Origin of the sequence: Staphylococcus pseudintermedius, assembly GCF_001792775.2 — a bacterium.
GTDB classification, from domain to species: Bacteria; Bacillota; Bacilli; order Staphylococcales; family Staphylococcaceae; genus Staphylococcus; species Staphylococcus pseudintermedius.
Genome location: NZ_MLGE02000025.1, coordinates 1 through 13,832, shown reverse-complemented (window position 1 = coordinate 13,832; position 13,832 = coordinate 1). Strand labels below are relative to the sequence as shown.

Annotated in this window: 9 protein-coding genes, 6 tRNA genes and 2 rRNA genes; 13 read left to right on the top strand and 4 right to left on the bottom strand. The window is 39.2% G+C overall.

Annotation, left to right across the window (positions count from 1 at the left end; all coding sequences use genetic code 11):
- The 12 genes from BJK46_RS11890 to glmM form a co-directional block, all read left to right on the top strand.
- Positions 1–249 (top strand): 23S ribosomal RNA (locus BJK46_RS11890); the annotation flags it as partial.
- A 78-nt stretch (positions 250–327) separates the two neighbouring features.
- Positions 328–442: ribosomal RNA gene (gene rrf / locus BJK46_RS11885) — 5S ribosomal RNA — on the top strand.
- A gap of 9 nt (positions 443–451) precedes the next feature.
- Positions 452–526 (top strand) — tRNA-Asn (locus BJK46_RS11880).
- Between the two features lies 1 nt (position 527).
- Positions 528–599 (top strand) — tRNA-Glu (locus BJK46_RS11875).
- A gap of 9 nt (positions 600–608) precedes the next feature.
- A tRNA-Val gene (locus tag BJK46_RS11870) sits at positions 609–684 on the top strand.
- Between the two features lie 20 nt (positions 685–704).
- A tRNA-Tyr gene (locus BJK46_RS11865) sits at positions 705–788 on the top strand.
- Between the two features lie 4 nt (positions 789–792).
- Positions 793–867: transfer RNA gene (locus BJK46_RS11860), tRNA-Gln, on the top strand.
- Between the two features lie 3 nt (positions 868–870).
- Positions 871–943, top strand: a tRNA-Lys gene (locus BJK46_RS11855).
- Positions 944–1,320: 377 nt separating this feature from the next.
- Entirely contained in the window at positions 1,321–2,226 is a 906-nt protein-coding gene (gene rocF / locus BJK46_RS11850) for an arginase (protein ID WP_014613286.1), read from the top strand.
- A gap of 231 nt (positions 2,227–2,457) precedes the next feature.
- Entirely contained in the window at positions 2,458–3,264 is an 807-nt protein-coding gene (cdaA, locus tag BJK46_RS11845; RefSeq protein ID WP_014613287.1) for a diadenylate cyclase CdaA, read from the top strand.
- Positions 3,265–4,197 (top strand): CdaR family protein, encoded by a 933-nt coding sequence (locus BJK46_RS11840; RefSeq protein WP_015729470.1) that lies wholly within the window; start codon positions 3,265–3,267, stop codon positions 4,195–4,197.
- A gap of 27 nt (positions 4,198–4,224) precedes the next feature.
- Entirely contained in the window at positions 4,225–5,580 is a 1,356-nt protein-coding gene (gene glmM, locus BJK46_RS11835) for a phosphoglucosamine mutase (RefSeq protein ID WP_014613289.1), read from the top strand.
- A 123-nt stretch (positions 5,581–5,703) separates the two neighbouring features.
- Here glmM and BJK46_RS11830 read toward each other — a convergent pair whose 3' ends face one another.
- From BJK46_RS11830 to BJK46_RS11815, 4 genes are read right to left on the bottom strand one after another with little or no spacing between them, the layout of a single operon-like run.
- Positions 5,704–6,810, bottom strand: a complete 1,107-nt coding sequence (locus tag BJK46_RS11830; protein ID WP_099987425.1) for a mannitol-1-phosphate 5-dehydrogenase — start codon at positions 6,808–6,810, stop codon at positions 5,704–5,706.
- A complete protein-coding gene (locus tag BJK46_RS11825; protein ID WP_020220322.1) occupies positions 6,810–7,244 on the bottom strand; it encodes a PTS mannitol transporter subunit IIA in 435 nt (144 codons plus the stop codon). Before BJK46_RS11825 ends, BJK46_RS11830 begins: the two co-directional genes overlap by 1 nt.
- Before the next feature lie 16 nt (positions 7,245–7,260).
- Positions 7,261–9,291 carry a BglG family transcription antiterminator gene (locus BJK46_RS11820; protein WP_065520408.1) on the bottom strand — a complete coding sequence of 677 codons (2,031 nt, stop codon included), beginning with the start codon at positions 9,289–9,291 and terminating at the stop codon, positions 7,261–7,263.
- A gap of 30 nt (positions 9,292–9,321) precedes the next feature.
- The gene (locus BJK46_RS11815; protein ID WP_014613293.1) at positions 9,322–10,887 is read right to left on the bottom strand and encodes a PTS mannitol transporter subunit IIBC; all 1,566 of its coding nucleotides are present in this window, start codon (positions 10,885–10,887) and stop codon (positions 9,322–9,324) included.
- A gap of 933 nt (positions 10,888–11,820) precedes the next feature.
- On the opposite strand from BJK46_RS11815, the gene glmS reads away from it, so the two are divergent.
- Entirely contained in the window at positions 11,821–13,623 is a 1,803-nt protein-coding gene (glmS, locus tag BJK46_RS11810; protein ID WP_103263633.1) for a glutamine--fructose-6-phosphate transaminase (isomerizing), read from the top strand.
- Positions 13,624–13,832 lie beyond the last annotated feature (209 nt).

Below are 13,832 nucleotides of genomic sequence, written 5' to 3'. Positions count from 1 at the left end.
GTCCTTAGTACGAGAGGACCGGGATGGACATACCTCTGGTGTACCAGTTGTCGTGCCAACGGCATAGCTGGGTAGCTATGTATGGACGGGATAAGTGCTGAAAGCATCTAAGCATGAAGCCCCCCTCTAGATGAGATTTCCCAACTTCGGTTATAAGATCCCTCAAAGATGATGAGGTGAATAGGTTCGAGGTGGAAGCGTAGTGATACGTGGAGCTGACGAATACTAATCGATCGAAGACTTAATCAACATAATTGTTCATAAGGTAATGCTTGTGATAAATATACTTACTATCTAGTTTTGAATGTATAACATTCAACAACTTAATCTGGTGCCAATGGCAAAGAGGTCACACCTGTTCCCATGCCGAACACAGAAGTTAAGCTCTTTAGCGCCGATGGTAGTCGGACTTACGTTCCGCGAGAGTAGGACGGTGCCAGGTTAAGATTGATCCACAGTAGCTCAGTGGTAGAGCTATCGGCTGTTAACCGATCGGTCGTAGGTTCGAGTCCTACCTGTGGAGCCATGGCCCCTTGGTCAAGCGGTTAAGACACCGCCCTTTCACGGCGGTAACACGGGTTCGAGTCCCGTAGGGGTCATTGATATATGGAGAATTAGCTCAGCTGGGAGAGCATCTGCCTTACAAGCAGAGGGTCGGCGGTTCGAACCCGTCATTCTCCACCATTTTTAATTGCATACATATCGGAGGGGTAGCGAAGTGGCTAAACGCGGCGGACTGTAAATCCGCTCCTTCGGGTTCGGCAGTTCGAATCTGCCCCCCTCCACCATCGATGGGCTATAGCCAAGCGGTAAGGCAACGGACTTTGACTCCGTCACTCGCTGGTTCGAATCCAGCTAGCCCAGCCATAAGAGCCATTAGCTCAGTTGGTAGAGCATCTGACTTTTAATCAGAGGGTCAGAGGTTCGAATCCTCTATGGCTCACTTTCAAACCTTATTCCAAATGGGATAGGGTTTTTATTTTGGGTTCTAGCTCTTTTCTCCTCCTGCTATTAGCAACGCCACATCCAGTACGTGCATCTCGAACACCGCTCAGCTCGGTGCTCTTTTTCTAACAAAATTTAAAATGAATAAAATCTACAGTTTCATTCATATCCAATCGTCGTACACATAGTTTATAGTTATAAAAATTCATTAAAGCACATATAGTTAAATCCTATACGACTTCTACATAATTACAGCACTTGAATTCAACGGTCTAAACAACTATTCTGAAATTGTATGCATATTCAATTGATTTAAAGGGGCAATTGAGATGCAGACATTGTTAAATGAATCATTAAAAAAAGGGGAGACAACAAATGAATAAAATTATTGAACTCATCGGTGCACCCACTACATTTGGACAGAAAAAGCTAGGTGTTAATTTGGGGCCAGATGCTATTCGATATGCTGGGGTGTTACCTCGTTTAAAACGTATCGGTCATGAGGTCATTGACACAGGGAACGTTGACGTTCCTCCTGTGGATATTGAGAAATTCATGTCTCAACAAGAGGGTTTACAAAATTATGAAGAGATTCTCGCTTTCTCAAAATCATTAAAGGAAAAAGTGTCGGACAGTATTCGTCAACAACATTTCCCCGTTATTTTAGGGGGTGACCATTCGTTAGCTATTGGTTCGATCTCGGGTGTTGCAGAGCATTATGATCACTTAGGTGTCATTTGGTATGACGCACATGGTGATCTGAATGTACCAGAAGAATCGCCATCCGGTAATATGCACGGGATGCCATTACGTATTTTGGCGGGTGAAGGGGATGAAAAGCTCGTTCAACTTGGTGGCTTTGCACCTAAAGTGAAACCAGAAAATATTGTGCTAATCGGTATGCGTGATTTAGATTTTGGTGAACGTGAATATATTAAGAAACATCAAATTCGTACATATACGATGGCTGATATTGATGAGCGGGGTATTCGTTCAGTCATTGAAGAAAGTATTGCATATTTAAAAGATAAGACTGATGGTGTGCATTTATCATTAGATGTCGATGCTTTAGATCCCAATGAAACGCCGGGGACAGGTACGAAAGTTTCAGGTGGCTTAACCTATCGTGAGAGTCATTATGCATTAGAATTACTCAATCAATCCGGCATGATTACATCAATGGATATTGTTGAAGTGAATCCACTTTTAGATGTAGAAAATCATACTGCAGAACAAGCCGTTGCTCTCTTAGGTTCATTTTTTGGCGAAACATTGTTATAAAGTATCATTTAAAATATGAATGTTAAATATTGAAACGAGGTAAGGCGCAAGTATGTCATCTTTATCTCGTTTTTGATTTGTTGTTCAGTTGAATTCATCCCATTTTACATAAAACGATTGAATATATCGAATGAAATATTTAAAAGTGATTTATTTTTACTCTGATATGACAAACGCTTATGAACATTGGTATAATAAGGGACATGGGAATAGATTACCGGAGGAGATACTATGCAAATTTCACACCTCTTTGAAAATTTAAGCACGCTTGAGGTCATCACAGGTATTCTAGATTTATTAATTGTATGGTATGTCATTTATTTACTGATTACAGTCTTTAAAGGGACGAAAGCAATTCAATTATTAAAAGGGATATTATTTATACTTGTAGGGAAAGCAATCAGTGAATACTTACAACTGACAACGACTTCGAGACTTTTTGATTTGGTATTACAATGGGGGTTCTTAGCCATTATTGTAATTTTCCAACCTGAAATTAGACGTGCGTTAGAACAACTTGGGAGAGGGAGCTTGTTCAAACGCTATGCCACGACGTCGACAGTAGAAGTGCCCAAATTAGTGGATTCAGTCTCTAAAGCCGTGCAGTATATGGCCAAGCGACGGATAGGTGCGTTAATTGTCTTTGAAAAAGAAACCGGTTTACAGGATTACATCGAAACGGGTATACCGATGCATTCTGACATTTCACAAGAATTATTGACGAACGTCTTTATTCCGAACACGCCATTACATGATGGCGCGATGATTATTCAAGGTGACAAAATTGCAACAGCGGCCAGTTATTTACCGTTGTCAGATAGTCCGAAAATCGCGAAAAGTCTCGGCACACGTCATCGTGCAGCAGTTGGAATTTCAGAAGTTTCTGATGCCTTTACCGTCGTTGTGTCTGAAGAGACGGGATCAGTTTCTGTCACATTTGATGGGAAATTGAGAAAAGATATATCACCTGAAGTGTTTGAAGAACTATTAACAGAGCATTGGTTTGGCTCACACTTTGGAAAGAAAGGTGTGAATTAGATGTTAGAATCAAAATGGGGCTTACGTTTTACTGCTTTTATTTTAGCATTGCTCTTATTTTTATCAGTCAATCACGTGCTCGGTGATTCGTTTAATACAGACAGTGTTTCCAATGATGGGAATAAAACGATTAAAAATGCACCGGTTGAAGTGATTAACAACGATAAAAGTCTTTATATCTCTGGCGCGCCTGATACGGTTGATGTCGAGTTGAATGGACCGCAATCTAAAGTGTTACGCGCACAAAAAACAGAAGATTTTAAAGTTGTGTTAGATGCGTCAAACATTCAACTAGGTGAATATTCGCTAGACTTCCAAGTGCGTGGCTTAGATAAAGATATTAACTATCGTGTTTATCCGAAAGATGTCACAGTCTCAGTTGAGAAAAAGGAAACGAGAACATATCATATTGAGCCGAATGTGAGTCCATATGTGATTGATCCCAATTTCAAGATTACAGATACATCGGTGTCACCAGATACGGTAAAAATCACAGGGGGCAAGGCACAATTAGACCGCATCGCATTTGTGAAAGCAAGTTTCCGTAATGAGAACAATATTTCAGAAAAGACCACGGGAGAAGCGAATATTTCAGTTTTTGATAAGAACATGAATAAACTGGATGTGCAAGTCGATCATCCGACAGTTGATTTAACAGCAGAAGTGGAACCTTATTCCAAAAAAGTTAAATTAGACGTGTCGACAAAAGGAACCCCTGCAGATGGTATCAATATATCGAGTATTGATCTGGAGTCAGATACGATAGAAATATTTGGAAACCGTCATGATTTAGAGAAGATCAATGAAATTAGTGGTGAAATTGATGTGAAAGGTGTTTCATCTGATACAGAACGGGAAGTAAAGCTAGACTTACCGAAAAATGTGACGAAAACATCACCAGAAAAATTAAAAGCAAAAATAAATGTAGAATGATGAATGAAATAAAAGGAGATTTGATTTATGGGTAAATATTTTGGGACAGATGGTGTAAGAGGCGTTGCGAACAAAGAACTCACACCTGAGCTCGCTTTCAAGTTAGGTCGTTATGGGGGATATGTTTTAGCGCATAACGAAGATAAAAAACATCCACGTGTCCTTGTAGGTAAAGATACACGTGTTTCAGGTGACATGTTAGAACATGCATTAATTGCAGGTTTAGTTTCTATTGGTGCTGAAGTCATGCGTTTAGGTGTCATTTCTACTCCAGGTGTGGCTTATTTAACAAGAGAAATGGGTGCAGAGTTAGGTGTGATGATTTCAGCTTCACATAACCCTGTTGCGGATAATGGTATTAAGTTCTTTGGTTCAGATGGCTTCAAATTGTCAGATGCGCAAGAGAATGAAATTGAGGCATTATTGGATCAAGAAAATCCTGATTTACCACGTCCAACAGGTAAAGATATTGTGCACACATCGGATTATTTCGAAGGCGCACAAAAATATTTAAGTTATTTAAAATCAACTATCGAAGTGAATTTAGAAGGCTTAAAAATTGCATTAGACGGTGCACACGGTTCAACAGCAGCACTAGCACCATTTTTATTCGGTGACCTTGAAGCAGATACAGTGACAATTGGCTGTAATCCAGATGGTTACAATATTAATGATGAGACAGGTTCGACACACCCACAAGCGTTAGCACAAAAAGTTGTCGATAATGAATGTGACTTTGGCTTAGCATTTGATGGTGATGGTGACCGATTAATCGCAGTCGATGAAAAAGGTCAAATTGTCGATGGTGATCAAATTATGTTTGTTATCGGACAAGAGATGGCGAAAAATCAAGAATTGAACGATAATATGATTGTGTCAACAGTGATGAGTAACTTAGGTTTCTACAAAGCATTAGAAGCGGAAGGTATTCAATCTGATAAAACGAAAGTCGGTGACCGCTATGTTGTGGAAGAAATGCGTCGTGGTCACTACAATTTAGGTGGCGAGCAATCAGGTCATATCGTTATGATGGATTACAATACAACAGGGGACGGTTTATTAACTGGTGTACATTTGGCAGCAGTTGTGAAACGTTCAGGTAAAAAGTTGAGTGAACTTGCAGGTCAAATGAAGAAATATCCGCAATCACTTGTGAATGTTCGTGTAACGGATAAATATGGCGTAGAAGACAATCAAGACGTCAAAGCTGTAATGGATGAAGTTGAAGCCGAAATGAACGGTGAAGGTCGTATTTTAGTACGCCCATCAGGTACAGAACCACTCGTACGTGTCATGGTAGAAGCTAAAACTGACGAAGATGCACATGGCTTTGCAGAACGTATTGCAAAAGTAGTAGAAGAAAAAATGGGCTTAGACGCTTAAAAATAATGCCCCCTCTAACAAGTGTCATGTGTACCTTGTTAAGAGGGGGAGGTTTTTGTTTGAGAAATTGAGACCAAACAATTGATAAAAAGCTGGGATGCGCAATTCCCGGTTTTTTTAATGTTATGATAATTTTTGATATTTGTTCGCAATAGCATGTGCTAATTGGTCATCTAATTCAGCATGTTCTTGTAAGAACGTTTCAACACCGACTGCTTGAATCCATTCTTCTTTTTGAACAGCTTCTACATCTTGTGCATCTTTGTACACGAGGGCATAAGCTGCAAGTTGTGTTAACGCATCATGTGGTTCATTGGCTGCATATAGTGCTTTCAATGGTTTCATAATACGGTCTTGTGGACCTAGTTTTCTTAAAACACCGCGTCCGACACGTTGAATGTCATCTGACAAATATTTATTGTGGTATCTGTCGATGATTTTTTGACGATATGCGGCTTGTTCTTCTACAGAAAAGTCAAATGTGTTGGTAATATAACGACTTGTTTCTGTTAATGTACGTTCTAATGCTTTTACAATCTTGACATCTTTAACCGCTTCTAAAATCGTTTGATGACCGAAATACTGACCTGCATAAGCAAGGTAAGCATGACCTGTATTCACTGTCAGCAATTTACGTTCGATATAAGGTGTGAGCGCATCTACATATTTCACACCGTCTAATTGTTGACCGTGCCAAGTGGCTTGTTCGATTACCCACTCGTAAAATGGTTCTACTGTTACATCTAAAATATTGACATTGCGTTGCATAGGGACGATACGGTCTACGGCAGCATTAGAGAAATGAATGTTGGCATCTAATGTATCTACTTCATCTAAAATTGCTGCTTTCAATGCATCTGTCGCATTAATCGCATTTTCACAAGCAACGATGTTCACAGGTGTTGTACGCGTTTTTAAAATCGGTGCTAATGATTTTGCGATGATTGGTAAAATGTTGACACCTACTGCAGTTGTAATCAAATCTGCTTCTAAAATCGCATTTTTAAGTGCTTCTGGTTCTTCAGCAGAATGAATGGCATTGACGTTTTGAATTGTCGTCTTCGTTTGTGTCTCATCAGCGAGTGTCACTTCATAAGCTTGTTCTACTTTAAGGGTATTGACGATATCTGTATTAACATCCGCAAATGTCACGTCAAACTGGTTGTCTGCAAGGATAAAGCCAATAAAACCACGACCGATATTACCCGCTCCAAAATGAAGTGCTTTCATTATGCATCCGCCTCCTCGAACACTTGACGAATTGCTTGTGGAGATGCAGCATTAACAATTTTGTGTATATTCTCTTCTTCACTGAATGTCATTGCAATTTGTGATAACAAGTCTAAATGTTCGCCATCTTTACCAGCAATACCAATGACCACTTTCACTTCTTCACCGTTCCAGAGTAAGCCTTCAGGAATTTGTAATAATGATAAACCTGATGCGATCACTTCATTTTTCGCTTCATCTGTGCCGTGTGGAATAGCTAAAGCGTTACCCATAAATGTTGATACAATTTGTTCACGGTCTTTCATCGCTTGTATATAACCTGCTTTAACGACACCACTGTCTACAAGTAGTTGTCCTGCTTTTTCAATTGCTTCTTCTTGTGTTGAAATAGATTGGTTTAATAAAATATTTTCATCTCTTAATAAGTTTTCCATAATCAATCGCTCCTTGTTATTGTTGACTCAATGTGATAATACTTTGCTTAATCCATTGTTCAATGTGTTCTGCGTCGGTCAGTGCGTCATTATGCTCATCTAAAGCAAGCGACAGCTGACTATAGATTTCACTGACGAGAGGTTGAAGGTGTGTATCTTCCGGTAAAAAGACACAGAATAACGTGTCGACAGTGAGTCCTTCATCAAAGTCGTAGGGTGTCGCTAAGTGCCATACGCCGATGTAAGGTATTTCGACGTGTGCACTTATAAAATGTGGAATCGCGACTCGAAATGGTGATAATACAAAAGATTGCTTATCATGACGTTCTTTCAAAAGTTGTTGTACAGCTATTAAATCGTGCGTAATCTTTTTGTGATAAAGATGTTGCGCGATATCATATGACCAATCCGTCAGATCTGTATGGAATACTTCAAATGCATCTAACAGTTGTAAACTTTCGCGCATCGCATCAATTTTTCTGTTCACTTTTGTCACATCAATCGTAGCCGTTACAGTAGGTGATGTGTCCGAATTATTTAAACGCAGATGGTCTGCTGCCATTTGCGGTAGTTGTTGGTGCAAAAATGCAGAAGTTTTCGCAATTTCATGTTCAGGAAGTAGGGGGCTCACCGTTAAATACGGTTGCTCTATATCTAGCTCTACAGTAGAAATAATCGCGTCATACTGTGTGAGGTCATGCGATTTCAAATCACTCACAGACATTTGTGTCGTACGGTCAATCATAGGAAATGTTTCTTCTAAGCGATTGGCCAAAATACGACTTGTGCCGACACCACTACTACATACGACAAGTACAGATGATGCATGTTTGCGCTTTTGTATAGCGCCACCAAAATGTAAGACTAAAAAGGCAATTTCATGGTCTGGAAAATGAAGGTGTGGCCATAAATCATTGACGGCATATTGTACCGCTTGAAACAGTGATGGATAAGCGCTTTGAATGCGTGTCGTCATCGGATTGTAAGTTTCGATTTTGGCGTGTATCCGATTTAAAGCAGGCGTGAGATGTAACAACAAACCTTCTTGCAGTTCATTGATATTGTTAAACTTCAAACGAGTCACCGTTGCGACCATGTCAATTAACGCAGCAACTTGTGGTACATTTTGTGATAATTGTTGATCCTCTTTATCATTTTTTCGCTTTGACCCTCGTAAATGAATCGTAATAAAGGCAACTTCAGCTGGATTGAACTTAATACCATAATGCTGTCTGAGGCGAGCTGAAATTTTACAAGCAATGTGATATTCATCAGTCGCTTGAACTTCTGCCATAGTGTCGTCGTTAATAGAGACATATTGTTCATGACGCATACGCTCAATACTTAATACGATGTGAACAATGAGTGCCAAATAACTTGATTCTGTCAATGCATACGGCAAGTGATCCAAATCATCCATAAGCAATCGTTCAACTTGAAAAATTTCTTTCATATCGACCATAGGCAGTCGGTTATGATTTAACGATTGAAAGACAAAATGGTTTTCAATGACGGAATACACACTTGTACTATCTAAGCGTTCCATCATCAATTGGCTTAACAGTTCACGTTTATGCATTTCGCTACCGAGAATTGAAATTCCGACACCGCGTTTTCGAATGAGCTTAATTTTGAACTGATTCAAATCTTGTTCGAGTTCATCCAACACTTTGCTCAGTTGTTGCAGTGATGCGCCAATTTCCGAAGCGAGTCCGACTTGTTTTACGGGTTCATTAGACTGAATTAAAGCATATAAAATAATAACTTTTTGTTCTTCCGTACTTAAATCAATGACAGTGTCTTGACCGAGTTCTTGTTGTAATCGGGCAATATCATCATGAGCACCGACCAAGAGAAGTCCTTGATTTTTAGGACGTTGAATGGTGATTTCAAAAGGTGCGAGGGTTGCATCGAGATCGTTCAGTTCTCGATGCACCGTTCGCGAAGACACCCCTAATTGTTGAGCGATATCATATCTAGAAATAGGTAACCCTTGATTTTTCAGGAGTATTTCTAATATGTCACGCTCCCGACGTTTGATATACATGAAGTAATCACATCCCCATTACGTGATTTCTTATTTTTTATTCTCTTTTTCTTTAATGTTTTTAATTAACTCTTCATAGCGTGGTGAGTTTAAGAAATTATCTACAGAAAGATGAATCGCATTAGGTACTTGTTTAATCGCACGGTCTGTTAATGTTTTTTGAGTAATGACAAGTTGCGACTCACCAGGAAGTTGGTTGATTGCTGTATTTGTCACCTCTACATTGTCGATACCAGCTTTTTGGAATTTTTTACGTAACATACTTGCACCCATTGCACTCGAACCCATACCAGCATCACAAGCGAAAATAATGTGGTCGATATGGCTATAATCATGTGCTTCAACATTTTCAGTGTCATATTTGTCTAACAATACTTCTGGATCTTCTTCTGCAAGTAATGCGTTGTCAGTTGTTGCAGATGACGATTCACCAGTTGTAGTTGTAGCTGTTTCATCTTCTTGAATGAATGTGTCGCGAACACGAGATTTTTTACCTTTTGTCGCTTCCATTTTCGCTGTTGCATCAGCAAGACTTGTTTTAGCATCTCTAGAAAATTTCAAAATGGCAGATGCGACGATGAATGTCACTAATGTTGATAAGAAAATGCTGAGTAACATTACCCAGTAACTGCCTTTAGGTGTCACCGCAAAGTAAGCAAGGATTGAACCTGGTGACGCTGGACCTGTTAAGCCAAAGTTAAATAAGCTAAAAGTTGCAACACCTGTCATACCACCCGCCATTGCTGCAAAGATTAACAACGGACGTGCAAGAACGTAAGGGAAGTAAATTTCATGAATACCACCGATAAAGTGGATGAATGCTGCCCCGTATGATGTTGCTTTTTCAGTGCCTTTACCAAAAATCATATAAGCAAGTAAAATACCTAAACCAGGTCCAGGGTTAGACTCTAATGTGTAAAGAATCGAACGACCTGCTTGGCTCACTTGTTCTGATGCGAGCGGTGTAAGCACACCATGATTAATCGCATTGTTTAAAAAGACAACTTTTGCAGGTTCAATAATGATACTTACAAGTGGAAGTAAGTGGTGTGAAACTAGGAAATCTACACCTGCACCGAGAATTTTCATTAAACCTTCAACAATAGGTCCTAAAATTTTAAAACCGAGAATAGTCATGAAGAATGCAAGGAAACCTGCTGAAAAGTTATTGAATAGCATTTCTAAGCCGTTTGGTGTGCGTGGTTGTATAAACTGATCCACTTTTTTCATCAGCCAACCGACTAATGGACCCATAATCATCGCACCGATTAACATAGGTGTATCTGGGAATGCAGCGATGATACCCATTGTTGCAGTCGCACCAACAATCCCACCACGTAAATCATGGACAAGACGTCCCCCACTAAATGCGATGAGTAATGGAATTAAAAACTTGATCATCGGGTCGACCATTTTGGCAAGTTCCTCATTTGGAAGCCAGCCGTCAGGAATGAATAATGCAGTAATCAAACCCCAAGCAATGAACGCACCGATATTCGGCATGATCATACTACTTAAAAATGAGCCGAATGCTTGAATGCGACGTTGAATCTGTTCCTTCATCGGCTTTTGTTCTGCTTTTTCTTGATTTGCCATCTATTTGACACCCCTTATTAAAAAATTGGTTTGTGTGTACATCTTAAAGTGTTATTTAGTCGTTTACAATAAATAGAAAATGCCAACTTGTCACGTTGAAAATGACAAAATGCATTTAGTGATATAAATATAGAAGGAACGGGATGGCGATGAAGAAATGCTTTAGAAAACAATAACAAAAAAATTATGTGACAATAGTAAAAAGAAATGAAGCGGCTTCGTGCTGTATTTAAGATGAGACGTGAAATGGCGTGTAAAATGACAAATGATGTCTCGATGTTACTTTTTAGAAAGGACTTTTGAGAGAGAAAAATGACAAATGGTGTTAATGAGGACAAACTAATGCATAACTTAAAGTGAAAGCGATTTTAAAGGATAGATGAGGGAATTGCATTGACCATTGTGCGCAAATAATGATTAATGATTTTAATGGAACAGTATTGAATATCAAAAATATATAATTAAGTAAAAAAGCACAGTATATCAGACTCAAACATGTAACAATAATTTTCGGAAATATTGTACTTTTATTTGCAAAGAAAGTTTCACTCATTGTACAATAGGTTATATTCTGATGGAGGAGGGTAGAGGTAGTCGGCATTACAAAGCGCCAGCGCAAGTACACACTATAGATTGTTGACCTACATACTAAAGCAGAGTGTGTAGCAGATGTATAGGATGTAGTTGTGGACGAGGAGGATAGTGATCGAATATGATCGGCGGATGCTATCCCGGATGTGGCTCATTCGTTAGCTTATTAATCAAATCAACAGGGTAACTTGTTGGACAAAGTTAGTAAGATCGCCAATAGCAAAATAATAATTAGAGAACGATGCTAATGCAATTTTCATTATTGAGGCATGAAAACAGCATGTACCAATATGTGAAAAAATGTACAATGGCACCGTTATTTCAATGTGGAGGAATTTATTTATGTGCGGAATTGTTGGTTATATTGGATATCAAAATTCAAAAGAGATTTTATTAAAAGGTTTAGAAAAGTTAGAGTATCGTGGTTATGACTCAGCGGGGATTGCAACACGCAATGACAATGAAGTGACTGTTACAAAAGCGAAAGGGCGTATTGCTGAATTACGCCGTGAAGCAGACAACGAGATTGACGGTCAAACAGGTATCGGTCATACACGTTGGGCGACCCACGGTATTCCTAACTATGAAAATTCACATCCACATCAGTCATCAAGCGAACGTTTTACACTAGTACACAATGGTGTGATTGAAAACTATGAAGAATTAAAAGAAGAATATATTCCTAATGTGACACTTGTATCAGATACAGATACTGAAGTTATTGTACAATTAGTTGAGCATTTTTCAGAAACTGGTTTATCAACTGAAGAAGCATTTACAAAAGTGGTAAGTTTATTACACGGTTCATATGCATTAGGTTTATTAGACCGCGAAGATAGCGAAACAATCTATGTCGCTAAAAACAAATCACCATTATTAGTCGGTATCGGTGAAAAATTCAACGTTATCGCTTCAGATGCATTAGCAATGATTCAAGTGACAAGCGAGTATAAAGAATTGAAAGACCAAGAAATCGTACTTGTTAAACGTGATGATGTCATCATTAAAAACTTAGATGGTGAAGTTGTTGAACGTGAAAGCTATATTGCTGAAATCGACGCTTCGGATGCTGAAAAAGGCATTTACGAACACTATATGTTAAAAGAAATTCACGAACAACCTGCCGTAATGCGCCGTATTATTCAAGAATATCAAGACGACCAAGGTGAGTTGAAAATCGACCCTGAAATTGTGAAAGATGTAAAAGAAGCTGACCGCATTTACATCATTGCAGCAGGTACAAGTTATCACGCAGGTTTAGTTGGTAAAGAATACATTGAAAAATGGGCAGGTATTCCGACAGAAGTACATGTGTCATCAGAATTTGTATACAACATGCCATTATTATCTGAAAACCCATTGTTCATCTACATTTCTCAATCAGGTGAAACTGCGGACAGCCGCGCCGTATTAGTAGAAACAACAAAACTCGGTCATAAGTCACTTACAATTACAAATGTTGCAGGTTCAACATTGTCACGTGAAGCGGATCACACATTATTGTTACATGCAGGTCCTGAGATTGCGGTAGCGTCAACTAAAGCGTATACAGCACAAATTGCGGTATTATCTATCCTTTCTCAAGTCGTAGCAACAGAACGTGGTCGTAAAGCAGACATCGACTTATTACGTGAATTAGCCAAAGTCACAACTGCAATCGAAACTATTGTAGACGATGCACCGAAAATGGAACAAATTGCGACAGACTTTTTAGAAACAACACGCAATGCATTCTTTATTGGACGTACAATTGACTACAACGTCAGCTTAGAAGGTGCATTGAAATTGAAAGAGATTTCATACATTCAAGCTGAAGGTTTTGCAGGCGGAGAATTAAAACACGGTACGATTGCATTAATCGAAGAAGGGACACCAATCGTAGCATTAGCCACACAAGAAGGCGTGAACCTTTCAATTCGTGGTAACGTGAAAGAGGTTGTTGCGCGTGGTGCACATCCATGTATCATCGCAATGGAAGGCCTTGAAAAACCAGGCGACACATATGTGATTCCTCACGTACACGCGTTATTAACACCACTCGTATCAGTCGTTACATTACAATTAATTTCATACTATGCCGCATTACATCGTGGCTTAGATGTAGATAAACCACGTAACTTAGCAAAATCAGTAACAGTGGAATAGTGATTGCGTGCAATTAATTTGTAAGCGATATTGATAAATTTTTAAGGGGGCAGGAACACTCAATTCCTGGCCTCTTTTTTTCAGTGCGCCCGGCATGGGTAACATCTTGACGGTGAAAGTCCGTTACAGGCTTGGTAGTAGGAACTGTTAGCGAAAGACAAGGGTGTCCATTGCGAAGTGGAATCTGAAGGAAGTCGGACGCAAACACT